Annotated in this window: 23 protein-coding genes and 1 tRNA gene; 12 read left to right on the top strand and 12 right to left on the bottom strand. The window is 56.9% G+C overall.

Features of this window, described 5'->3' with window-relative positions:
- Nucleotides 1–561 precede the first annotated feature (561 nt).
- The gene (locus MUN82_RS07205) at nt 562–1,026 is read left to right on the top strand and encodes a hypothetical protein (protein WP_245096217.1); all 465 of its coding nucleotides are present in this window, start codon (nt 562–564) and stop codon (nt 1,024–1,026) included.
- Between the two features lie 76 nt (nt 1,027–1,102).
- Here the strand turns inward: MUN82_RS07205 and MUN82_RS07200 are convergent, their stop codons facing one another.
- Both MUN82_RS07200 and MUN82_RS07195 read right to left on the bottom strand, forming a co-directional pair.
- A complete protein-coding gene (locus tag MUN82_RS07200; protein ID WP_245096215.1) occupies nt 1,103–1,405 on the bottom strand; it encodes a hypothetical protein in 303 nt (100 codons plus the stop codon).
- A 414-nt stretch (nt 1,406–1,819) separates the two neighbouring features.
- Nucleotides 1,820–2,749 (bottom strand): DUF389 domain-containing protein, encoded by a 930-nt coding sequence (locus MUN82_RS07195; protein WP_245096214.1) that lies wholly within the window; start codon nt 2,747–2,749, stop codon nt 1,820–1,822.
- Between the two features lie 304 nt (nt 2,750–3,053).
- Here MUN82_RS07195 and MUN82_RS22415 point away from each other — a divergent pair, with 304 nt between their 5' ends.
- A complete protein-coding gene (locus tag MUN82_RS22415; RefSeq protein WP_375374080.1) occupies nt 3,054–3,326 on the top strand; it encodes a YnfA family protein in 273 nt (90 codons plus the stop codon).
- Between the two features lie 294 nt (nt 3,327–3,620).
- Here the strand turns inward: MUN82_RS22415 and MUN82_RS07190 are convergent.
- The 3 genes from MUN82_RS07190 to MUN82_RS07180 form a co-directional block, all read right to left on the bottom strand.
- Nucleotides 3,621–3,693, bottom strand: a tRNA-Thr gene (locus MUN82_RS07190).
- 168 nt (nt 3,694–3,861) lie between these two features.
- Nucleotides 3,862–6,207 (bottom strand): DUF349 domain-containing protein, encoded by a 2,346-nt coding sequence (locus MUN82_RS07185; RefSeq protein ID WP_245096212.1) that lies wholly within the window; start codon nt 6,205–6,207, stop codon nt 3,862–3,864.
- A 61-nt stretch (nt 6,208–6,268) separates the two neighbouring features.
- On the bottom strand, nt 6,269–6,835 hold the full coding sequence (locus tag MUN82_RS07180; protein ID WP_245096210.1) for a YqgE/AlgH family protein: 567 nt from the start codon (nt 6,833–6,835) through the stop codon (nt 6,269–6,271).
- A 172-nt stretch (nt 6,836–7,007) separates the two neighbouring features.
- Here MUN82_RS07180 and pdxH point away from each other — a divergent pair, with 172 nt between their 5' ends.
- From pdxH to MUN82_RS07160, 4 genes are all read left to right on the top strand, one after another.
- The gene (gene pdxH / locus MUN82_RS07175) at nt 7,008–7,658 is read left to right on the top strand and encodes a pyridoxamine 5'-phosphate oxidase (protein WP_245096208.1); all 651 of its coding nucleotides are present in this window, start codon (nt 7,008–7,010) and stop codon (nt 7,656–7,658) included.
- Nucleotides 7,659–7,838: 180 nt separating this feature from the next.
- A complete protein-coding gene (gene rffA, locus MUN82_RS07170) occupies nt 7,839–8,990 on the top strand; it encodes a dTDP-4-amino-4,6-dideoxygalactose transaminase (protein ID WP_245096205.1) in 1,152 nt (383 codons plus the stop codon).
- A 120-nt stretch (nt 8,991–9,110) separates the two neighbouring features.
- On the top strand, nt 9,111–10,427 hold the full coding sequence (locus tag MUN82_RS07165) for a DUF1015 domain-containing protein (RefSeq protein ID WP_245096202.1): 1,317 nt from the start codon (nt 9,111–9,113) through the stop codon (nt 10,425–10,427).
- Nucleotides 10,393–11,001, top strand: a complete 609-nt coding sequence (locus MUN82_RS07160) for a Maf family nucleotide pyrophosphatase (protein WP_245096200.1) — start codon at nt 10,393–10,395, stop codon at nt 10,999–11,001. Before MUN82_RS07165 ends, MUN82_RS07160 begins: the two co-directional genes overlap by 35 nt.
- Before the next feature lie 112 nt (nt 11,002–11,113).
- Here MUN82_RS07160 and MUN82_RS07155 read toward each other — a convergent pair whose 3' ends face one another.
- From MUN82_RS07155 to sdaAB, 6 genes are all read right to left on the bottom strand, one after another.
- Nucleotides 11,114–11,524, bottom strand: coding sequence for a DUF4259 domain-containing protein (locus MUN82_RS07155; RefSeq protein WP_245096199.1), 411 nt, complete (start codon nt 11,522–11,524; stop codon nt 11,114–11,116).
- A gap of 84 nt (nt 11,525–11,608) precedes the next feature.
- A complete protein-coding gene (locus MUN82_RS07150; RefSeq protein ID WP_245096196.1) occupies nt 11,609–12,775 on the bottom strand; it encodes an MFS transporter in 1,167 nt (388 codons plus the stop codon).
- A 371-nt stretch (nt 12,776–13,146) separates the two neighbouring features.
- Nucleotides 13,147–14,136 (bottom strand): NAD(P)H-dependent glycerol-3-phosphate dehydrogenase, encoded by a 990-nt coding sequence (locus tag MUN82_RS07145; RefSeq protein ID WP_245096193.1) that lies wholly within the window; start codon nt 14,134–14,136, stop codon nt 13,147–13,149.
- A 136-nt stretch (nt 14,137–14,272) separates the two neighbouring features.
- Nucleotides 14,273–15,661 (bottom strand): efflux RND transporter periplasmic adaptor subunit, encoded by a 1,389-nt coding sequence (locus tag MUN82_RS07140; protein WP_245096191.1) that lies wholly within the window; start codon nt 15,659–15,661, stop codon nt 14,273–14,275.
- A 120-nt stretch (nt 15,662–15,781) separates the two neighbouring features.
- Nucleotides 15,782–17,314, bottom strand: coding sequence for a TolC family protein (locus MUN82_RS07135; RefSeq protein WP_245096188.1), 1,533 nt, complete (start codon nt 17,312–17,314; stop codon nt 15,782–15,784).
- Between the two features lie 33 nt (nt 17,315–17,347).
- The gene (gene sdaAB / locus MUN82_RS07130; RefSeq protein WP_245096186.1) at nt 17,348–18,028 is read right to left on the bottom strand and encodes an L-serine ammonia-lyase, iron-sulfur-dependent subunit beta; all 681 of its coding nucleotides are present in this window, start codon (nt 18,026–18,028) and stop codon (nt 17,348–17,350) included.
- 174 nt (nt 18,029–18,202) lie between these two features.
- On the opposite strand from sdaAB, the gene MUN82_RS07125 reads away from it, so the two are divergent.
- The 5 genes from MUN82_RS07125 to MUN82_RS07105 all read left to right on the top strand — a co-directional run bounded on the left by MUN82_RS07125 (nt 18,203) and on the right by MUN82_RS07105 (nt 21,333).
- Nucleotides 18,203–18,577, top strand: coding sequence for a VOC family protein (locus tag MUN82_RS07125; RefSeq protein WP_245096183.1), 375 nt, complete (start codon nt 18,203–18,205; stop codon nt 18,575–18,577).
- 53 nt (nt 18,578–18,630) lie between these two features.
- The gene (locus MUN82_RS07120) at nt 18,631–18,984 is read left to right on the top strand and encodes a nuclear transport factor 2 family protein (RefSeq protein WP_245096181.1); all 354 of its coding nucleotides are present in this window, start codon (nt 18,631–18,633) and stop codon (nt 18,982–18,984) included.
- Nucleotides 18,985–19,074: 90 nt separating this feature from the next.
- Nucleotides 19,075–20,052, top strand: a complete 978-nt coding sequence (locus MUN82_RS07115; RefSeq protein ID WP_245096179.1) for a tryptophan 2,3-dioxygenase family protein — start codon at nt 19,075–19,077, stop codon at nt 20,050–20,052.
- 50 nt (nt 20,053–20,102) lie between these two features.
- Nucleotides 20,103–21,017, top strand: a complete 915-nt coding sequence (locus tag MUN82_RS07110; RefSeq protein ID WP_245096177.1) for an SRPBCC family protein — start codon at nt 20,103–20,105, stop codon at nt 21,015–21,017.
- A gap of 175 nt (nt 21,018–21,192) precedes the next feature.
- Nucleotides 21,193–21,333 carry a hypothetical protein gene (locus tag MUN82_RS07105; RefSeq protein WP_245096174.1) on the top strand — a complete coding sequence of 47 codons (141 nt, stop codon included), beginning with the start codon at nt 21,193–21,195 and terminating at the stop codon, nt 21,331–21,333.
- 145 nt (nt 21,334–21,478) lie between these two features.
- On the opposite strand, the gene MUN82_RS07100 is transcribed toward MUN82_RS07105, so the two are convergent.
- On the bottom strand, nt 21,479–22,039 hold the full coding sequence (locus tag MUN82_RS07100) for a DUF2911 domain-containing protein (protein ID WP_245096173.1): 561 nt from the start codon (nt 22,037–22,039) through the stop codon (nt 21,479–21,481).
- A 153-nt stretch (nt 22,040–22,192) separates the two neighbouring features.
- Here MUN82_RS07100 and mgrA point away from each other — a divergent pair, with 153 nt between their 5' ends.
- Nucleotides 22,193–23,194, top strand: coding sequence for an L-glyceraldehyde 3-phosphate reductase (mgrA, locus tag MUN82_RS07095; protein WP_245096170.1), 1,002 nt, complete (start codon nt 22,193–22,195; stop codon nt 23,192–23,194).
- Nucleotides 23,195–23,270: the final 76 nt, after the last annotated feature.

Below are 23,270 nucleotides of genomic sequence, written 5' to 3'. Positions count from 1 at the left end.
CCTACACGCGTAGACAATCGGTACGTGATCACTAGTCTTTCCGAGCGCACTGTGTCCTTGCCGTCGTTGCCGAAACTATCCATGCCGCACTCCACATGGCCAACACGAACATTGGCTACGTCTACGGATGCATCGCCCCCCGTACGTCGTACTTGTAATTGCTGAACGTACAGGCATCCTTGTTTGCGGGCGGCGGTCCACTGCAAGGCGAGTGGCGCACGTTTACCGGCTACTTGTAGGATGATGGAGTCTTTATATGATTGAAGCGGCGTATCAGTAGCGGGCGTAAAGAATGTTTCATCGTACAACACTGCCGTAGCATTTACCTGCGGGCTACAATTGCTACAGATAGCCGTTAGCAGAACAACCAGTAGAAGACGCGTCATCAGGAGCAGAATGAAGTGTGGAACTGCGGCCAAACCAAGCGAATCTTAGGTCTAGGTGCACCAGTGCTAGCACTGATTATTAGTCCCTCTGCTGTCAGCGCCCTATTATCTTTTACTCACTGGATATACTAACTTTAACAGGCAGAATCACTGGTAGTCATGACCTTATACTCCTATGGATATCAAATCCGATAACGATCCGCTTCAACTACGAGAGTGGTTACAACAGCCGAATACGCAAGACGAATGGGTAAAAAAGCTATATGATAGCTACACTAACCGTTTCATAAACGACAATAACAAGATCTGGTCCACTGGGAATATCTTCATCCCTCTCTCCTTAGCCGGCTTGTTTAAGTTGCATGAGATGAACCAGACGGAGACTTGGCTAGTTGGCATAGGCTCTGTTATTCTCATGCTATTCTGGGTACTGGTAGCCGAAAGCCACCGAGCTTTTCAAAATAAAGCACGGGAGGTAGCCAATCAAATAGAAAGAGAGTATTTGCAGCTGGCTGTAGGCCCACCTAATCCGCATCGCTTGTTGACTACGTTCAGATTTCTGACTGTCCAGAATATTCGCTGGGCAATGCTGGTTGGCATCGTCATCATTTGGGCAGTCGCTATCTACTACAAACGCTAATCAGAGCTTGTTGCATACCACTAAAAAAGCCCCTCCTAGGAGGGGCTTTTTTAGTGGTATGCACTATACAGAATACTTAGAAGCCAGAGAGACCATCAATGTAGCCGGAGAGATAATAGTACTGATTTAACGAGTTGACTTCATTCGGATTAATTTCGTCACGCAAGCGGTTAGCAATGTTCAATTCGTAATCGATATCGGCTTGGCTGCGGCCGCTGGCCCAGTTTTGCCCCTCTGTGTACCCGGTAGCGTATGGGTTTCGTACGAACGGATAGCGAAAGCTGACAGCCGTATTGCTTGCCATTGCTTGTACAGTTGGCATAGCAGCGCCGCCGAGCAGTAAGGCCACTACAGGTAACACACGAAATACAGTTTTCATAATAAGAAAGGATTATGGATGAACAATACCACAAGTTTCCCCTTTCATTCTGCTTTTTCAAGGACAATTACCTCGATTTTGTGACATCCGTTACCAATATTTCGACGACACTAAAACGATAGTATGCCGCCGTAGCGTACCTATTGGCTTACGGCCTTTTTACACTATTCGCTGGGTCAAACCAGGGTAAAGGCGCTTTCATCCGACTATATTGCAACACAGACGCCTCGATCAACTGGTCGGGGCGTTTTGCTTGCTGTAACATCGCTTATAGCACTTGCTTGCGCAACATCCATTTTTTTCTTTTATCACTGTCGATGAAATTGCTAGTAGACGCTGTACTGGATGAGGCCCAGGCTTACGCAGCCTATTATCAGGCGCCGGCGTTGTAAGCGACGCGAGAGGCAACGGCCCTTATACGATCGGCGCGCGGCGGTGCAGGAACCGTTGTTTGTAGCCCAGAAAGAGGGTGCCTAGCCCGATGATGAACCCCCAGTCGGCGGCGAAGCGTTCCAAGCCTTCCAGCGCCAGCGCCCCCTCCCCGACTGCCAGGGCCGCGCCCATGAGCGCAGCCGCCGGTATGAAGGCCATGGCAATGAGCGGTCCGGCTTGGAAGGTACGCCGGTACGCGGCCAGCATGACTATCCCCGCCAACGCGCCGGTAGCGGACACGAGTAGTTCCATCAGGCGAGGGTGCGCTAAGTGCTGCACTTCCGAATTCGTCGCTAACGCGTGGGCAGTGGTTTCCCCGGCGGCAACGAGACTTGCCATGGTCAACCCCGCAGCAATAATTAGCACGGCATACCCGGCCAGTGCCGAGCGCAGGCCGTGGCCGATCAAGGCCCACCGTTGGAGCACGAGGCCGAGCGGTACTTTGGTCATTGGGTCGAAGCCCGGCGCGATGATAGCCGATGCGACGAACGCAACGGCTTGGGGCACGGGCTCGGACACCAAACCCACGGCGGCAATGCTCCCGCCCAGTGCCATTAGCAGCAGGTAATTCGTCGTAATGCGGCCCTGGTGGCGCAGGCCGCTTTCCATCTCCTCCCAAACGGCCTCGTCGCGGTCGTCGTCGACGGTGTGGTGGTCAGCGGGCGCCAGGAAGCTGGTGGCCTCACTGGTGACGATGCTCAAGGCTTCAGGAGTAGGGACGGTGGCCCGGGCGCGGCGCAGGACTTCATCGGCCCCGCGGTTGAGCACGTGCACCGTCAACACGTCGCCGACGGGTTTCAGGGAAGCACCCGGTTGGATGGTCAGACCGATTACGTCGTCCAACGCCGTGAGCTGCTGCTGTAAAAGGGGAGTGACGGTCGCAGGAACGGTAATTTCGAAGGTGCGGTGCATTGGGTGTTGGAGAGCCCATGCGGATGAGCCGCAGGCCTCGTACGTACGTGGCCTACCTAGCTAGAGTTAAGACGCAACGCTTTGGAGGCACATGCACCTCTTTTTGCTTTTCTATACCAGTATCCATCGCAAAACTCTCCGTTGCCCCGCCTGGCGGAGACCGTGTGCAGGACAAGCTAGACGCTTAAGCCGGTACCGAATGCCCCAGTTGGTCGTTGTTGCGGGGAATGGGAGCACGGTATGCGGTGTATATTGGGCCTGCAATACTTAGAAAAGCAGTAAGCAACCCCAGATAGCAACCAGCATGCAGGTCCTACAAGCGTTAACCATCTTCACTTTGGCGGTCCTGTGTGAGATTGGCGGCGGGTATCTGGTGTGGTTGTGGCTCAAAGAGGACCGCCCGTGGTGGTACGGTCTGCTCGGTGCTGACGTGCTACGGCGTGGTGGCGTGGTGGCGACGTGGCACAGCGTTGACTTGTTCGAAAGTGGACCTTGCGAAGGCCAACGCCGTGATTGCCGCCAACGTGCCTATTTTGGACGAGATGGACCCCGCCTATTTTGGAAAGCATATCGATGATGACCGAAGTTCAGGCATGTATGCCTACCAGTGCCGGCCTCGACGCTCTACAGGGGGATGGGGATGGTTCCGTAGCAGGATCGAATAATTACGCTTATTCATCCGAGAGTGCGGCAAGCCCAGCCGCTTGGTTGGGATTTACTTTTAAAGCTCTGCTATTCTATACCAGTAACGTATTCAATCAGCGCCGTTCTTCCCTACAAGCGCATGAATCGCCCGCTTTTTAGGTCTAAAGGCACAGAACAAAAAAACACCTTGCAAATCATTGATTTACAAGGTGTTTCAGGAACCGTGAGCCCCCAGCCGGGATCGAACCAGCGACCTACTGATTACAAGTCAGTTGCTCTACCAGCTGAGCTATGGAGGCGTATTGGTGGTGCAAAAGTAGCTATGCGAGACTATTTTGCAAATAGTAGACGAATAATTTTATACTGACTACCTGTATAACGCTACGTATCAGCATCTTAAATTTAGCCAATAGAAAGGGCCTGCTGTAGCAGCAGGCCCTTTCTATTGGCTACTAGTGAGAATATGACTAGCTGCGCACCACTTTCAATTGCTTTTTCAGTTGCTCGATACGGACTTTAGCCTCATCAATGCGACCTTGATACTCCCCGCGCAACTGATCGGCATTCTTCGAGCGGGCGAAGAAGTCGAGGTTAGTTTGCAGGGTAGCAATGTCGTTTTCCAGCTCGTTGATCTCGCGGCGGAGCGTTTGTTCTTGTTTATGCAGTGCCTGCTGCGAATCGGGGTTTGCTTTAAGCCGTTCTACTTGCAGCTGAAACAACAGGCTAGCACGTTCAGAGTAGCTCAGGCCAGGCACCGCATCCAGGTACCGACCCATCAGCGCCTGGAATTTTTCCTCAGCGCGGTCGGCACCGCGGCCGCCGCTGGCTCCGGCCTGCGTGCGCCAGTCGGCGGCGTGCTGCCGGAATCCCTCGAGTGTGCCTGGCGCGTCGGGGGTAAGCAGGACAATGCTTTCTTCCAGTTGATCGAGGTAGGCTGCTTGCTCTTGCGATACTTGCTGCTGCTGGTGCTGGCGTTGGCGAGTTTCCTCATGCTTACGCTCGAAGAATGCATCGCAGGCGGTGCGGAAACGGTTCCAGATTTTGTCTGACTGTTTCTCGGGCACGCGCCCTACCGTTTTCCACTCTTTTTGCAGTCGAATCACGGTTTCTCTGCTCTCCTCCCAATTAGGATTAGCCAGAGCAGCTTCAGCCTGCTCGCACATCTCCTGCTTGCGCTTCAAGTTGGCGTTCTTCTCCTCGTCCATCGACTTGAAGAACTGGTTTTTGCGCTGGAAGAAGCCCTTATACCCTGCCCAAAACTGCTTGTTGATGGCTTCGGCTTGCTGACGAGGTACCAGTCCGGTGGCATCCCACTCCTCTTTCAGCTTCTGCAGTTCATCGGTTTTGGCGCGCCACTCATTTACCCGCTCCGTCTGGAAATCAGCCAGGGGTTGCAGACGTTCTAAAAGGGCTTGCTTGCGGGTCAGGTTTTCCTTTTCCTGCGCGCCGCGGGCATCCAGCAGCTCCTGCTTGCGGGCGTGTACTTGCTCTGAGGCGGCTAAGAAACGTGCCCACAGCGGTTCGCGCTGTTCGTTGGGCACGGGGCCAATATTTTTCCACTCCTCGTGCAGCTGCCGCAGTTCCTGCAAGGCCTTATTCACGTTGGATTGCGCGCCCAGGCCTTCGGCCCGCACAATCAAGACTTCTTTGGCTTCCTGGTTGCGGCGACGGTCCAGTTCCTTCATTTCGAAGAACAGGCCGCGGTTGTTGTAGTAGATATCGAGCAGGGCGTGGTAGCTGTTCCACAGCTCCTGCGAGTCTTGCTGCGGCACGGGGCCAATGGCTTTCCAGTCGTTTTGCAGGGCTTTCAGGCGGGCGGAACTGTCCTTGGTCTCGGCCGACTCTACCAGCTGCCGGAGCTGGGCGAGCAAGTGCTGCTTGTGGGTGAGGTTGCGGGCGCGCTCCTCGTCTTCGGCTTTGGCATCGCGGGCGCGGCTCTCGCGGAAATTTTGCAGGGTCTTCCCTACTTCTGCGTAGCCCTCAGGGCCCAGGTAGGCAAAGGCATCGGCGGGGTTGCCCTCTTCGACGAAGCGCTGCTGGGCGGCGGTGCGGTCGGCAGCCACGGCAGTTTCGTACTGGCGGTTCAGATCGAAGATGCGCTTGCGGTTTTTGCGCGCATCCTTATCACGCAACAGCCCCAGCAGGTGGGCGCCTTGCTCCGGCAGGCTGAGGGCGCCGAAATCAGGACCGATGGCGGTGGTATCTGCAGCTTCTTCGGTGGCGTCGTCTTCAGTATCCTCTTCACTGGTAGAAGATTCACCGCTGACAGGCGTCTCGGCGGAGGTAGAGAGCATGGCTACGCCTTCGGGCGCCTGCTCAATGGCCTCGGCCGAAGACAAAGAGACGTGCGGCACGTGCTCTTCAATCTCCTTGATATCAGCAATACCGTGCAGGGTAGCCGGCTCATCATCGGTGGTAGCGGCGGTTGGCGTGGTAGTATCTACCAGCGCTTCATCGTTTTGAGCGCCTGCGTGCTCCTGGGCACGCTGCTGCGAGGCCGAAATATCGGAAGCAGGGGGCGTAGTTTCGGGTTCTACATCAGCAGGCGACTCGGCGCTGCCAGGGGCCGGAGCAGGGGCTGCTTCGGGCTCTGGCTCGGCCGTACCAGCGCCAGGCGGCGTGCCCTCGGGCAGCGCGGGCGTACCCTGGGCAGGTCGCTCCTGAATCTGCTCAGTTTCTGCGTCAGCAGGTGCAGGTGTAGTGGATTGCTTCTGGGCGCTGATTTCGGCCAGGCGGCGCTCCAGAATGCTTTGCGGGGATTCCGCGGCATTCTCGGGGCTCTGAGGGGCAGTGTTGGGGTTCTCGGGTTGCATACGATTCAAACAAAAAACCGGCGGCTTGGGTGGACACCGGCACGGCACATGACCAACTGATTTAGTTCAGGCGAGGATCTACGGGGTAGTTCGACAGCATGCGGTAGCGGCCGCCCTTTTCCCGCAGAATAGCTTGCCAGAAGGCATCATTATCCAAAGTAAATACTTTCCCGGCAGCATTGGGGTGCACAATCCAAACATTTTCCCGCACCTCCTCGCGTAGCTGCCCGGCTGTCCAGCCCGAATAGCCGGCGTAGAGTCGAATATCGGCGGGGGCCAGTTCGCCGGTTTCTACCAGCTCAAGTAGTTGGCGAAAATCGCCGCCCCAGTACACGCCGTCGCCCAGAGGTAGGGCGTCGGGTAGGTTAGGCTGGCGGTGCAGGTAGTGCAGCGTATCGGGCTCCACGGGGCCACCTAGGTGCAGCGGCAGGGTAGCCACCACCGAGTTGGCAAGGCCTGGCAACTCCAGCACATCACCCAGCTGTAGATTCGATAAGCGGTTGAGCGTGAGTCCAAAGGAGCCGTCGTCGTCTTCGTGGCGGCACAGGAGTACCACCGAGCGCTCGAAGTTGGGGTCGCCCAGAAACGGCTGGGAAATCAGTAGGCTGCTGGTGTGTAGCTGGGGCATAAGGCAACAAGGGCAAGGGTAGTCGACTAGGATAGTTAGGGAAATAGAAGGTCAATAAAGTACTTTTACTGGAAGTAAGACCAGAAGTTTGGCTGCTCCACCCCGGCGCCTATAACTACCTTGATGAAGCAGGCCGTTTTCTTTGTTACGCATTCCTTTTTATTTCGCTGCCATGACCGACCAGGAACTTGCTGACCTGCGCCAGAGCTATTCCCAACGCACCCTTTCCGAAGCCGACGTACGCCCCGCACCCGTACCACAGTTTCGGGCCTGGCTAGATGAGGCCCTGGCTGCCCACCTCGACGAGCCCACGGCCATGACTGTTTCCACGGTTGGCCCCGATGGGCAGCCTTCGGCCCGCGTGGTGCTGTTGAAAGGCTTGCCCGACGACGCTACCTTTCTGTTCTACACCAACTATGACTCGCGCAAGGGCCAGGAGCTAGCTGCGCAGCCGCGGGCGGCCCTCACCTTTTTCTGGCCCGGTCTGGAGCGCCAGGTACGCGTGGAAGGGCGCATTGAGAAAGCACCTGAAACCATGTCGACGGAGTACTTTCAGAGCCGGCCGCGTGGCAGCCAGGTAGGTGCCTGGGCCTCGCCGCAGAGCCAGCCCATTGCCAGCCGAGAGGCCCTGGAATCCCGGGAGCACGAGGTGGAGGAGCGCTTTGCCGAGCAAGATCCCCTACCCCGCCCCTCGCACTGGGGCGGCTACCTGCTGCACCCCATGCGGGTAGAGTTCTGGCAGGGCCGTCCTTCCCGCCTGCACGACCGAATTGTGTATGAGCAAGTCGGCGACACTTGGCGTTTGAGCCGTTTGGCACCGTAAAGGTTAGTTGCCAGTTGCGAGTCCGCTATCTTCTATTTTTCCGACTTCATTCTTAGCAGCGTAGGCAAGGCCTGTGAGGGCGTGAAGCAGTAGTAGCTCTACAGGGTAGGCATGGCCTCGCCTACCCTGCCGCCTACGTAATCCCGGCGGGCTGTACCTTTGCCGAAGTTTCTGCCGCGCATGTCCGTTTCGCCTATTCCCTTCAGCAAGCCCTACCTATCCGGTCGCGAGTTCCAATATATGGAGCAGGCCGTGCGCTCGGGTAAGATTTCCGGCGACGGGTTATTCACCCAGAAATGCCATGCTTTTTTCGAGCAGGAACTCGGCTTTCAAAAAGCCCTGCTGACATCCTCCGGCACCGACGCACTGGAAATGGCGGCGCTGCTGCTCGATATTCAGCCCGGTGATGAGGTGCTGGTGCCCTCCTATACGTTCGTATCGACCGCCAACGCGTTTGTGCTGCGAGGGGCCCGCATCGTGTTTGTCGACAGCACTGCCGAGCACCCTAACCTGGATGTCAAACAGCTGGAAGCACTCATTACGCCTCGCACCCGCGCCATTGTGCCGGTACACTACGCGGGCATGGCCTGTGATATGGACGCCATTCTGGCCGTCGCTGCCCGCCACAACCTGGCCGTAGTGGAAGATGCAGCCCAGGCTATCGACAGCTTCTATCGGGGTAGGCCGCTGGGCAGCCTGGGCACGCTGGGGGCGTTTTCGTTTCACGAAGCCAAGAATATTATTGCCGGGGAGGGTGGATTGCTGACCGTGAACGACCCTACCCTGGTGCGGCGGGCCGACATCATCCGCGAGAAAGGTACCAACCGGGCCGCGTTTTTTCGGGGTGAAGTGGACAAGTACACCTGGCTGGAGCCCGGTTCGTCGTTCCTACCCTCCGACCTCACAGCTGCCTTTCTGTGGGCGCAGTTGGAAAACATGACGTGCATTCAGCAGCGGCGCCACCTGTTGTGGCAGCGCTACGACGCAGCCCTGCGCGTGCCGCTGGCGGCCCAGCAGGTGGGCCTGCCCGTAGTGCCGGCCTACGCCACCAATAATGCCCACATGTACTACCTCACGTGCCGCTCTTTAGCCGAGCGCACGGCACTGATTGCCCACCTAGCCCGGCAGCAGGTGCTACTGGTGTTTCATTACCTTTCCCTGCACCGCAGCCCGTTCTATGCGCCCTACCACGACGGCCGCACCCTACCCTGGGCTGATTACTACACCGACCATCTGGTGCGCCTGCCGCTCTACTACGAACTGGCCGAAGCGGATCAGGATCGGATTGCGGAGGCTATTCTGGAATTTTACGACAAGTGGGATACCAGATGAAGCATGGTATGCTTCATCTGGTATCCGCGCAGCCAAAGCATCACTCACAGTAGAGATGCTTCGATAAGCTGCTCAGCATGACAGAACATTTACAACTTCACAAACTCACAACTTCCCCTTTTGGCTGAAATTCAACCTGTACGGGGCTGGCGCTACGCGCCGCCCCTGAGCCAGCAGATTGACGACTACGTCTCGCCACTGTTTGATGTCGTATCAGCGCGGCAACGCGAGGCATTGTACCGCAACCCACTCAACAGCCTGCATCTCACCGTACCCCGTGGCGACGACCCGGCCGGCGCGGCGCTGCTGCGCCTACGCGAGTGGCAACAGCAGGGCGTGCTGGCCCAGGACGTGCTGCCGGGCATTTATGTGTACTATCAGTACTTCCGGCTGCCCGGCAACCCTGGCCACGAGTATTGCCGCAAGGGCTTTATGTGCCACATCCGGGCTTACGACTGGGCCGAGGAGGTGGTACTACGCCACGAAAATACCCTACCCTCCTCGGTGAACGACCGCGCTGAGCTACTCAGCCGCCTGCAGCTGCAAACCAGCGCTACCCACGGCCTTTACCGCGACGACGCGCACGAGTTAGAGCGCTACCTCGACGAAGCCATCCAGGACCCGCTCTATCAGACCGAGGAGGACTACCAGGGCGCCCGCGACGTACTAGCCGTCATTCAGGACCGGCGTGTGATTCAGCGGTTTCAGGAGCTGCTGGCCGACAAGCAGGTGATTCTGGCCGACGGCCACCACCGCTACGAAGGCTCTTTGGCTTACCGCCAGGCCCGCCGCGCCGCGGCCGGCGACACCTACACCGGTCAGGAGCCGTGGAACTACCACTTGATGTACCTAACCAACTCTGCGGCCGACGACCTGCGCATTTTGCCTACCCACCGCCTGCTGCTGGAGCTGCCCGATAACCTGACCACCGAGGAGTTTTTGACGCGCCTCGCACCCTACTTCACAGTATTGCCCCAAGACGACCCCTACGGCCTGCCCGAACTGATTGCCGGCAAGCCCTGGGCTTTTGGGCTGTATCTGGATGGGCAGTCGTATAAAATTCGACTGCGGCCCGAGGTGCACGCTCAGCTTGACTGGCCCACTACCCCTGAAGTGAAAGCTCTGGACCTGACCGTACTGCACTACTTTGTGCTGGGTAAAGCCCTAGGGCTGGGCGATATGGAAGCGCAACGCGTTTGGCCCGGCGTGGCCTACGTGCGCAACTTCCCCGAGTGCCTCACCCGCGTAGACCGGGGCGAGGCCCGCGCCGCCTTCATCACCAACGAGGTGACCATGCAGGAAGTAGAGCGCGTATGCCATTCCGGGGCCGTAATGCCACCCAAATCCACCTTTTTCTATCCCAAAACCATTGGAGGCTTTCTGTTCTCCTCCATTCGTGACGATGATGCCCATCACCCGTTTGCTGCTTGCTTCTAACTCACCCCGCCGCCGCCAGCTACTCACAGAGCTGGGGCTACCCTATGAAATCCGGCTGAAGGAAGTAGATGAGGAGTTTCCGCCCCACTTGCAGCGCGCCGCGGTGGCCGAGTTTCTGGCCGCCCGCAAAGCCGCCGCCTACCGCGATGAGCTGGCCGCGAACGAAGTGATTCTCACTGCCGATACTATCGTTTGCCTCGACGAAGATGTGCTCAATAAGCCCGCCGATGCAGCCGAGGCTGTGCACATGCTCACGCGCCTGCAAGGCCGCACCCACGACGTATTCACCGGCGTGTGCCTGCTTGCAGGCGACGGCCGCCAAGTAGTGTTTTCAGATCAAACCCGCGTCACGTTCCGCCCCTTGTCTGCGGCTGAAATCGAGTTCTACGTACAGCGCTATCAGCCACTGGACAAAGCCGGCGCTTACGGTGCCCAGGACTGGATAGGCATGGTAGGCGTAACGCACTTGGAAGGCTCTTATTTCAACGTGATGGGTCTACCCGTGCACCGGGTGTGGACGGAGTTGGAGCTGTTGCTGGGGGCTGATTTCGCGGGGTTGTTGGATAAAGATTAGAAAATCTGTGTCATCTTGAGCGCAGCGAAGGACCTTCCCACGCTGGAACGAGTCGTTCATACGTGATAAGGTCCTTCGCTACGCTCAGGATGACACAGCTTTTGTGATTTTACTACTCTACCGGCTCGGCTTTTAGCCTACCCAGCAAATCCTGCTGAGCGGCTTGCCAGTCGGCTAGCTCGTTGCCTTCCGACCATTGCTCCAGCAGCTCCGATTCTTTCAATACCGATTCCACGGCGCGACGGGCCAGGTCAGTTAGCTCGTCTTCGTCGCTCACGTCGAGGTGCTGTACTTTGGGGAGCAGGCCGGGTAGAAAATCGGAGCCGGGGTGGCCGCGCCAGGCCGCTACAATTTCGGCGGCTACGAGAGCCGCGGCAGCTGCGTCGGCTTCCAGGTATTCCTCGGCTTCGGCGGCGGGCACTAATGCTTCCAACAGCGTCACTTCGCTGCCTGTATCCATGAACTCGCCGGCAAAATCTACGGCGTCGTCGTTGTCAAAATTGAAATGGCCCCAAGCGCCCATGTGATGAAGTTGTGAAGGGTGAAGTTGTGAAATGATACGGCTGCTTGGCGCGAATCGTTATTTATGCCTTCACTCTTCACCACTTTACAACTGCTTTGCCTTGGTGGCGGCCCAGGTGACACATAGGCCCATTACGGCAATGAGGAAGTAAGAAACGCGTAGGCTTGTGGCGCCGGCAACCAACCCAATCAGGGGCGGTCCGATGAGAAAACCTAGAAAGCCGATGGTCGAAACAGCCGCCAGCGCCATGCCCGGCGACATCACCTTGGACTTACCTGCCGCGCTATACACCAACGGCACCACCGACGACACCCCAAAGCCCACCAGCACAAAGCCCACCAGCGCGGTGACTAGGGTAGGCACACCCACAGCAATGAGTAGTCCCACAGCCGTGAGTACCCCACTCAACTGAATAACTCGGCGCGGTCCCAAACGGCCTGTCAGCCAGTCGGCCCCAAAGCGGCCCAGCGCCATGGTGCTCATAAAGGCTGTGTAGCCGGCCCCTACCCATGCGCCTTGCGCCTGCACTACCTTCTTGAAGTACACGCCGCTCCAGTCGAACATAGCGCCTTCGCAAATCATGGCGCAAAAGGCAATCATGCCCAAGCCCAGCAGCGGACCATCGGGGCGCACAAATATGGGCTGGTTGGCGTCGGCCTGCGCATCATGGGTGAGAATTCGGCCCTGGCTAAGCGTTGCCAATACGGCTACTACCCCAATTATCAGCGCAAAGTGCGGCAGCGGCACCACCTGCCAGCCAATCATAGTTGTACCAATGGCCGCGCCCACAAAGCCCGCCGCGCTCCATACGCCGTGAAAGGACGCCATAATGTGCCTACCCTGGTACAGCCCCTCTACGCCCACTGCTTGCGTATTCACGGCAATGTTCATCAGGTTGCTGGCAAAACCGAAAAGCACCAGACAGGGCACCAGCAAGCCTACCGTAGGCGCGGCGCCCAGCCCCAGCAGCCCCAAGCTGTAGAGCACCACGCCCAGCAGCAGCACGCGGCGGCTGCCGTGCTTGGCAATCAGCCAGCCGGCCAGTGGCAACGAGGGTAGTTGCCCCACAGGAATAGCCAGCAGCACCAGGCCCAGCTGCCCATCGGTGATGCCCATGCGCTGCTGCACAAATGGGATGCGAGAAGCCCAGCTAGCAAAAATTAGCCCTTGCAGAAAAAACCATGTAGCCACGGCGACGCGGTGTACGTGGCGGGCCCGGGGCAAGGAAGGTTGGGTGAGTGTCAGATTCATATACAGCGGCAAAAGCAACAGAACATCTTCTGCCCCACAAAGGTAGCGCACTCCCACGCACCGTTGCCCTTTCTCACCACTGGCAGAAGCCGCATCTGGCTGGTATGCCCTCTGTTTTGCATGCTTGACACCTGCTAGTATGGTCGGCAGGGTTGCAAACGTTTCAGGGGGATTTTCAACCGTATTCCTGCCCTTTTTGCGGTGCTATTTTCTAGTTACAATGCGACCTGTATACGTCGCCGCCTACCCTCCACAGCACTCGTAAAAAAGACGAATAGACGCTTCATTTTCTTTTCCGAAGGGTGACAAACACAGCAACGGCCCGTGAGTACCTCGGTCATCACGGGCCATTGCTCACTACACCAACGATGCTACCGCAGCTTTTCTTTGAGAATTTCCAGCTCCACGGCCGGCGCAATCTTCTCGTAGAGCACATGATAGGCAGCCGAGGTGATAGGCATAGACACCTTCAGCTGCTTGTTCAGCTCGTAGATGCTCTTGACGGCGTAGTAGCCCTCAGCAATCATGTTCATCTCCAGCTGGGCCGACTTCACGGAGTAGCCCCTACCCACCATGCTGCCGAAGGTACGGTTGCGCGAAAACTGCGAGTACGACGTCACCAGCAAATCGCCTAGGTAGGCCGAAGCCGACAGGTCGCGGGGCTCGGGGCTGAGCGCGTGCAGAAACCGGCGGATTTCCTGCACCGCGTTGCTCACCAGCACCGCCTGAAAGTTGTCGCCGTAGCCCAGGCCGTGGGCAATGCCGCAGGTCAGAGCAATGATGTTCTTCATCACGGCACAGTACTCAATGCCATCGAGGTCGGCGGCGGCGTGGGCCCGCACGTAGCGGTTGCGCAACAGTTGACAAAACTGCTCAGCCAGAGCCACATCGGGCGAGCCGATGGTGAGGTAGCTTTGCTTTTCCAAGGCCACTTCCTCGGCGTGGCACGGGCCGGCCACCACGCCTAGGCACTCGTCTTTCAGCCGGAACCGCTCTACCACGTAGTCCGTCACCAGTTCATTACGGCTAGGCAGCATGCCTTTGATGGCCGAAATCACGCGTTTGCCCTTTAGCGCGTCGCGTTCGAGCTTGTCGAGGGCCTCCTTCACAAAAGCAGCGGGCACGGCAAGCACCACCCAGTCGGCATCCTTCACTACCTCCGCAATATCGGTGGAGGGGAACACGCGCGTGAGGTCAAAAGCCACCGACGACAGATAGCGCGGGTTGTGGCGGGTAGTGCGCAGGTGCTGCACGTCGTCTTTGCTGCGCAGCCACCAACTTACGCGGGCACCGTTTTCAGACAGGATTTTGGTGAGTGCCGTGGCCCAGGAGCCGCCGCCCAGCATGGCTATTTTTTCCAAAGTAGTGTGGGATAGTAGTTCATTGTAAAGACGTGTCATCCTGACGAAGGAAGGACCTTATCACGTTACGAGCAGTTGCTCCTACGTGATAAGGTCCTTTCTTCGTCAGGATGACACAGAGGGTAGGACCAAGCGCTTAGTTGGCCGCTACGTCTTCCTTCATTTCCGCTTTGTTGATGGTTTTGGCGTCTTTAATGGTCACCAAATCTCCGTTTTTCAGCGTCTTCGACACGGCGCGGAAGGGGCCGCTTACTACCTGCTCGCCGGCTTGCAGCCCGCTCTTGATTTCAATGTTAGCAAAGTCGCTCACGCCGGTTTTCACGGGCGTCATCACGGCCTTGCCGCCACGCACCACAAACACCACTTCCTGCACTTGCACTTTCGGGGCACCTTTGTCGGCCTCGGTATCGGTGGCGTTGTTGCCGCCGCGCTGGGCCATAGCGGCTTTGTAGGCGGTAGAGTCGGAACGGGTGGCCACAGCGGCCAGCGGCACGCTCAGCACATTGCTCTTGCGGTTGGTAATGATGTCGACGGAAGCCGTCATGCCAGGCCGGAATGGAATGCGCGTGCGGCCGTTGGTGGTAGTTACCAGCTCCTGGTACGAAGCCGGCAGCAACCGGATGCGTACCTCAAACTCAGTCACGGCCTCGGCCGTGAGGGCATCTTTGGCCGTGTTGGCAATGCTGGTTACTAGGCCCCGAAAGGTTTTGTCTTGGGCGGCGTAGCTGTCCACTTCCACGTCCACCGAGTCGCCCAGGTGCACGTTGATGATGTCGTTCTCGTTCACGTTCACGCGCACCTCCATCGAGTTCAGGTTGGCAATACGCATGATTTCGGTACCAGCCATCTGCGAGGTACCAACCACCCGCTCGCCTTTTTCTACGCTGAGCTTGCTCACAGTACCGCTTACGGGCGCGTAAATAGTGGTTTTATCCAGCGTACGGCGTGCTTCCTCCAGTGAGGCCTGCGCGCTAGACACGTTGCTCTGTGCTGCCTTGATGCTGGCGCGGGCGCTGTTCAACTCTTCTTGCGAAGCATTATAGGCGGCCTGCGAAGCCTCGTAATCGGCTTGCGAAATCACCTTTTGCTTGTAGAGTGAGGCATTGCGACGGTAGGTCAGCTCGGTTTGCTTGGCGTTGGCAATCAGCTGCTGCAAGCGCGCCTGGCTCTGGGCCACGTTGGCGCGCTGGGTGTTCACCACCGCCGACTGCTGGCTCACCATGGCCTGGTAGTTATCGGGGCGGATGCGCAGCAACAGCTGGCCCTGCTTCACGGAGTCACCCTCCTGCACGTACAGCTCCGTGATTTCACCCGATACGTCGGGTGAAATTTTCACTTCTACCACCGGCTGTACCTTCCCCGAGGCGCTAACTTTCTCCACAATATTGGCCGGGCCGGCCTTCGCCACCAATACCTCCGTACCAGTAGGCTGTCCAATCCAGCCCTGTTTCTTCCCAACAATCACCCCGAGCACGACCACCACGGCCAAGCCCAGCAGAATATAGAGTAAGCGGTTATTTTTCATAGGTTTTATGAGGGATTAGGGGATTAAGTGATTGGGAACCGGGAGTTCGGGCTGCTGTTCTCGTGCAGAGTGTAGACAGTCAACCGCCCCAGGTCCTCCATTCTTTTAGACCCTAAGCATTTACAATTCAATCGGTTTACCTTGGTAGAAGTCCAGTACTTTGCGGCGGAAGATGAAGCTGTATTTAGCCTGGATCATGCTCGATTCGGCCGCGGTGAGGTTGTTTTTGGCGATGTTGAACTCGGTGCCGTTGAGCAGGCCGTTGTTGAAGCGGATTTCCGAGTTGCGGTAGGCCAACGTTAGGGATTCTACTTGCTCCTTAGAAGCAGTATACTGCCGCTGGGCCGCCAGCGCGTCGGCGTAGGCTTGCTCAATGGTTTGGCGCAGCACCAGACGAGTTTGCTCGGCACGCAGTTCTGCCTGGCTCACGGCAATCCTGGAGCGCTGCACGTTGGTACGGGCTTGTAACCCATTCAGAATCGGAACCTGTAGGTTGAATTGCAGCGAGCGGCCCAGGTTGCTATCCAGCTGGTCCCAGTAGCGTTGTGGCAACACCGACACGTCGCGCTGGTAGGTGGTCACACTCAGCGGAATAATCGCACCGCCGTTTGGGTCGTTTACATAGAAGGTGGTGCGGCGAGCCGACGAGTCGCTCCCAATCACCGTCAGGTTACGAGCCGAGGAGTAGCCCGTAAAAACGCCCGCCCCGAAAAAAAGGCGGGGGTAGTATGCTCCGCGGGCTACCTCTACGTTGCGGATGGCGCTCTGCACGCGCAGATCGGCGGCCTTAATATCGGGCTGGTTGGCCTGCGCTATCTGGTAGGTAGCTGAGGCATTTACGTCGGCCAGCGACAGCTCGTCCGGGTCAGGTAGTGGAGGGGTAGTGATTTGCAGCGTCTGCGTAGCGGCTTCGTTCAGATTCATGAACTGGGCTAGTTGCAAGCGGGCCAGCGTTTCCTGGTTTTGCGCCGTAATCACGTTCAGCTGATCTGTGGCCAACTGCGCCCGGCTATCAATGAGGTTGCTTTCAGCCACGCTACCCGCTTTCAGGAGCACCTGCGTGCGGTCTACCTGTTGTTGGGTACTATTCACCCGGGCCTGGTTGGTACGCACTAGCTCCTGTGCCAGCAGGGTTTGCAAAAAGGCCGAGGCCACGTTCAAGGCCAGGTCGTTGCGGGCTTTTTCGATGTCGCCCAAGGACGCTTCGTATTCTAATACGTTGCGTTTTATCGTATTGCGCAGCTGAAAGCCCGAAAACAGCGTTACCTGCGTATTGGCCGAGAAGTTGTTGGAGCGTGTGGTCTGGCTCTGAAAATCGTTGGTCAGGGGGTTGATGCTGGTACCGTAGTTCCAGGTCTGGGAGCCGTTCAGGTTGGCCGTGGGCCACAGCGCCGCCCGGCTTTGCAGCAACGTCACATCGGCCAATTGTGCTGACAGCCGGGACTGGCGCACGTTCAGGTTGTGGTCCAGGGCATAATCTACGGCCGCCTGCAAGGTCCAGGGGCCACTGGGGGTAGCGGCCTGTAGGCTACCAGCGGGGGGCTGCGCAGGTGGGGTTCGTTGCTGGGCCTGTGCCACAGGCAGGTTGCTGACCAGCAGCAAGCCCAGACCCGCCACTAGCGGCCGCCGAAACAGGGTAGAGGTTGTTTTCATAAGCACAAGCAAAAGAAACAGGGAGTAATTTCCTTAAGCAATATTCGGAATATAAATAACACGATGTATCCAGCGTAGCTGACGCAGATACTCCAACGTAATAGGCTTCAAGTCAGAATCCATCTCGATGAAGTGCCGCGCCCGATCGTTGCGGCCCTTACGCGACACCGACATGGTGGCAATATTACATTCGTCGTGCGCAATAACGGAGGCAATAAAAGCAATGGAACCCGTGCGGTCGTCGGCATCGAGAATGAGTGTGTGCAGCGCCGCCGAGAAGTCAGCCGGAAAGCCGTCTACTTCCACAATGCGAATGACGCCCCCACCCCGGCTCTGCCCTATCACCTCTACCTGGTGGCCGGTGCGCTCGTCGCGCAGTTGCAGCTTAATGGTATTGGGGTGCATGGTAGAGGCATTGCCCACGCTCTGAAATGTGTACTGCAAGCCGGCCTCTTTGGCGTGGTCGAAGGCATCGCGAATGCGCACGTCGTCGGTGGCGTAGCCCAATAGGCCGCCAATAATGGCGCGGTCGGAGCCGTGACCCTCGTAGGTGCGGGCAAAGGAGTTGTAGAATGTGACGGTAACGTGGGTAGGCAGGCTGCCCAAAATGCGGATGGCCGCACTGGCAATGCGCACCACGCCCGCCGTGTGCGAGGAGCTGGGCCCGATCATCACCGGCCCAATCATATCGAAAATACTGCTCTTCTCTGCCATAATGGGCTAAAGGTATCAGATTCGCAGGGAACGGCCATACCCGGTAGCTGCCATTGCCTACTAGATACCAACAAGTAGGTAGAGGTTGCCTGGACTACGTCCTAACTATTGCACTAGCATGTCGGCAAATACCATCATATTGTCTGGAAATTCAGCACACCATCAAACTTCCCTATGACTTCTACTGAGCAGAAAATCCTTTCTCTTCGGCCATTTATTGGAGCCAAGGATGTGGAAGTGTCGCGGCGGTTTTACCGAGATTTTGGCTTTCTGGAAAATACTATTTCGCCTACCCTCTTCTACTACTCAAAGCAGGGCATGGGCTTCTACCTACAGGATGCTTACGTGAAGGAGTGGGTTGACAATACTATGCTGTTTTTGCAGGTAGATGATGTAGAGCAATACCGAGTTGACTTACTACTGTTGCGCCTGCCCGAGAAATATGCTACTGTGCAGCTTTCTGCTATACGCACCGAATCCTGGGGTAAGGAGTTTTCCGTGCATGATCCTTCGGGAATTCTTTGGCATATAGGTCAATTTCATGATTGATACACCAGCATCTTTTTACTCTTAAAATTAACGCGACATATTCATTTAACAGTATGACTATCAACCGACAAGAAGTAATCAAGACAGCGTATGCGGCTTTCAATGCCCGAAATATCGACAACGCCTTGGCTACCATGCAGCCTACCGTGCAATGGTCGAAAGCCTGGGAGGGCGGCTATATAAGCGGACACGAGGAAATCAGAAGCTACTGGACCCGGCAGTGGAGCGAAATAAACCCCACAGTTGAACCCGTTGGTTCCACAGAAAGACCCAATGGGAGCCTGGAGGTGAAAGTGCAACAAAACGTGAAGGACTTGCAGGGCAAGGATGTGTTTGATGGTCTAGTAAAACACATTTACACATTTGAGGATGGGCTGATCAAAACCATGGACATTGAGTTGGTATAGAACTAGCTGCTTGGTAATGCGGCCCCAGTTACGTGCGTTTGCCGTTCTTTGCGGCACTTCTTTCTGCTGAACACGTGCCCGCTTCCGCCTATGTCTACCCCCGCTTCCGAAGAATTCTCCCCTGCTGTGCTGGCTCAGCTGCGTCGCCTACAAGCGAAATACGCCGCCGATGGCCAGGACCTGGCCGCCTACCTAGAAGGCCTCTACTACGCCGACTACGTCAACTATTGGGACTACATTGAGCTAGACACGTTACTGAGTCTGCAGCGCCCCATCACCCAAATTCCCGACGAGCGGATTTTCATCATGTATCACCAGATTACGGAGCTGTACTTCAAGCTCTGTCTCTGTGAGTACGAGCAAATCGGCGACCTACAACAGCCTACCCTCCAGGAAGTAGTGCTGCGGGTAGGGCGCATCAACCGCTACTTCGAGAATCTGATTGACTCGTTCGATGTGATGGTGGATGGCATGGACAAGCAGCAGTTTCTGCAGTTCCGGATGGCGCTGATGCCGGCCTCGGGCTTTCAGAGCGTGCAGTACCGCATGATTGAGCTGGCCTCTACCTCCCTCGACAACTTGGTAGACAAGGAAAAGCGTCGCCTGCTAGGCGAATCGGCCGACGCGACGGAGTTGATGGGCTGCATCTACTGGAAAGCCGGTGCCACCGTGGAAGAAACCGGCGCCAAGGCGCTTACCCTCACGCAGTTTGAGGAGAAATACACGAAGCAGCTGCACCAGCACGCCGCCGAATATACGGACCGCAACGTGTGGAGTGTGGTGCAGCGCCTACCCCAGGAGGAACAGCGCCACCCCCGCCTGGTGCGCGCCCTGCGCCAGCTCGACGTGAGCGTGAACGTAAACTGGCCGCTGATGCACTTCAAATCGGCGGTGCGCTACCTCCAGCGCGACCCCACCGACGTGCCCGCTACCGGCGGCACCAACTGGCGCAACTACCTGCCGCCCAAGTTTCAGCGCCGCATCTTCTACCCCCAGCTCTGGACCGAGCAAGAACAAGCCGACTGGGGCAAGGCCTGGGTGGAAGAGGTGCTGGGGGAAGAAATGTAAATAGGACTGAGGCTGTGCTACTGATATAAATCCCTATATGATTAAACGATATGAAATCCTTATTCTTCGATAAAAGCTTCCGCACGGCCGCCATTATTTCATTCGTTTTCCTATCGCTTGGCTTTACACTGCTCCATTATGGCTTAGTGGCCTATGGTTGGGCATTTTTTATTCTGCTACCCGTTGTGACGGGGGTAGCCATTGGGGCACTGCCTAACCGCAAGTGGGCACACATAGGGTTGCTTACGAGCTTAGCGATATTCTTTCTGCTACTGCTAGTTGGTCAGCTGGAAGGCATGATTTGCGTCCTGATGGCCCTGCCCTTGGTGGTATCGTGCTTGTTTCTGGGTAGCGTGGTCACGCATCTGGTGCGGCGCCGACAAGAGCTACCTGATCGAAACAGTCTGCCGGTATTAGTCCTTCCCTTTCTATTTTTTCTGCTGAGTGCACCCGCCGAAAAAGCGCTGGAAAATCGGCCCGCTGTCGTTGCGGTTCGCACCGATATTCTCCTCCCTTACTCGGCGGCCCAGGTGTATGAACAAATAAAATCGGTGGATACGCTGGATGCGCCAAAGCCCTTCCTGCTGCAAATTGGCCTACCCATTCCACAAAAGTGTGTGCTGGAGCGCGAAGCAGTAGGTGCCCGCCGCATCTGCTACTTCAGCGGTGGTCAGATAGTAGAGCGTGTTACAGAACTGCACCCAGGAGAAATTCTGCGCATGGATGTAGTGAGGTATCAGTTGACAGGGCGTAAGTGGCTGGGTTTTAAAGAAGCTATTTACCTGTTTGAGCAAGTAGATGCTCACCAAACGCGCCTTAGCCGCATCACTACCTACACCTCCGAGCTAAAACCCCGCACCTATTGGCAGCCGCTGGAACAACTCGGCATTTCGCAGGAGCACCAGTATGTCTTTGATAATCTGCGGCAGGATTTAGAGCGAGCGTACGGGCAAGTCAAGCCCTAATTTACTAAAATACTTAGCAAAAAATTTCCACTATCTTGCTAATATCCTTATCTTTGACTTAACGTACGGTTGTCACCCCGCCAACACGGCTGCTTCTGAAACAGCGAAGCCCGTGTTGCGAGCACGGGCTTCTGGATAAGTAGGGTGTTTTGGCCACCCTCAAATCCACTGGACTATGGGTAAGAGACGTATGCCGCTGGATGGTTTGAAGCTGAGCTTCAACATCCAGGTAAGCAGCACATTCGTTGTGAAAGTGCTGGCAGCCTGCGGCGGCGGGAGCGGGTTGTACCTGCTACTGTCGCACTGGCTGAAGTAGTGAAGGTGGCAGTCAGCCTGGAAAGGTTGGCTGCCATTTTCGCTACACAAACATACGCGATATTTTCAATATATAACGAGAACTACCCCGCTAAGGGTAGCACCGCAGCTTTAAATCTATGTAGCTGACTTGCTACACATTGTCTTTATTTCACTGTAAATTCCACTCCCGTAGTGGCCCACTGCATGGTCACTTTGCCGGAGTTGGCGGCTGTAATGGTGAAGCGCTCTACCGGCTGCTTTAGCGTGGTGGGCTTCACTTTCACGCGCAGAGCGTCCTGCTTCTCATCATATTCGTAGGCGCCCCACTGCTTGGCCGTTTTGTTGAAGATGATGGTCCACTCGTCTTTGCCGGGGATAGAAAACAGGCCATATGTGCCAGCCGGCAACGCTTGGCCATTGATTTTCACGTCTTTGCTCACCATAAACGTTGTGGCCTCGTTGGCGCCTGTGCGCCATACTTTGCCGTAGGGCTCTAGGACACCGAATATTTCCCTACCCTTCACCGAGGGCTGGCTGTACTCAATCATCACCTTGGTGCCGCCCACGGTAGCCGAGGCAGTCGCCGGTGGGCTAGGCCGCTTAGATTTGTCCTGTGGGGGCTTGGTGGTAGTGGCGGGGGTAGTCGTCGTTTGGGCGTGGCTGCGGGTAGGCGCTGCCAGCAGAAGCATAGCGCAGGCGCCCGCTAGAAAAAGGATGCGTTTCATGAGAGAAGTTGGTTGAGATACGTACCGCGGCTATAAGCCAAAACGGTTGAGCTTTGTTTCCCGCTCACCCATTTTCGCTTTCTCCGCCGACCACTAGATAAGCAGCTTTTTGTTATTTGCAGCGCCTGACCTTCTTTTTCATCTCTACCCCTCATGACGACGCCCTACCACCCCAACCCCGACCGCTACCACCAGATGGAGTACCGCCGCTGCGGGCGCAGCGGCCTGAAGCTGCCCGCCATCTCGCTGGGCCTGTGGCACAACTTCGGCGATGTGGACGTGCCAGCCACGTTCCGCGACACGCTGCGCACGGCCTTCGACCACGGCATCACGCACTTCGACCTGGCCAACAACTACGGCCCGCCCTACGGCACCGCCGAAACCAACTTTGGCCGGATTCTAAAAGAAGATTTCCTACCCTACCGCGACGAGCTGATTATCTCCACCAAAGCCGGCTACGATATGTGGCCCGGCCCCTACGGCGAGTGGGGCTCACGCAAGTACCTCATCGCCAGCCTCGACCAGAGCCTCAAGCGCATGGGCCTGGAGTACGTGGACATCTTCTACTCGCACCGTCCCGACCCCGAAACGCCTTTGGAGGAAACTATGGGCGCCCTCGACCACGTGGTGCGCCAGGGCAAAGCGCTGTATGTGGGCATCAGCAACTACCAACCTCAGGAGGCCGCTGAGGCTATCCGGATTCTGCGTGAGCTGGGCACGCCCTGCCTGATCCATCAGCCCAAGTACTCGCTGTTTGAGCGCTGGGTGGAAGGTGGGTTGCTGGATTTACTGGAGGAGAAGGGCGTGGGCTGCATTCCGTTTTCGCCGCTGGCCCAAGGCATGCTGACGGATAAGTATCTACACGGCATTCCGGCCGACTCGCGGGCGGGCCGCGAGGGCCGCCACCTCACGCCCGAGCAACTGACGCCCGAGCGCCTGGAGCAGATCCGGCAGTTGAACGAGCTGGCCCAGGAGCGTGGCCAAAGCCTGGCTCAACTGGCTTTGTCGTGGCTGCTAAAAGACCCACGCGTGACGTCGGTGCTCATTGGCGCCAGCCGCCCGGCCCAATTGCTTGACTCTCTGCAGTGCCTGCGCAATACTGGTTTCCAGGACGACGAACTGCAACGGATTGAGCAGATTTTAGGAGCACGGTAGACTTACTGAAACCACGTATTTTCATTGCCAAGGGGTAGCCGAATGTTGGATTCGGCTCCCCCTTGACTGTTATCAT

The sequence above is a fragment of the Hymenobacter aerilatus genome, assembly GCF_022921095.1.
Lineage (GTDB): Bacteria > Bacteroidota > Bacteroidia > Cytophagales > Hymenobacteraceae > Hymenobacter > Hymenobacter aerilatus.
Note: the sequence above shows the minus strand (reverse complement) of the source record. Positions and strands in the feature narration are given on the sequence as shown.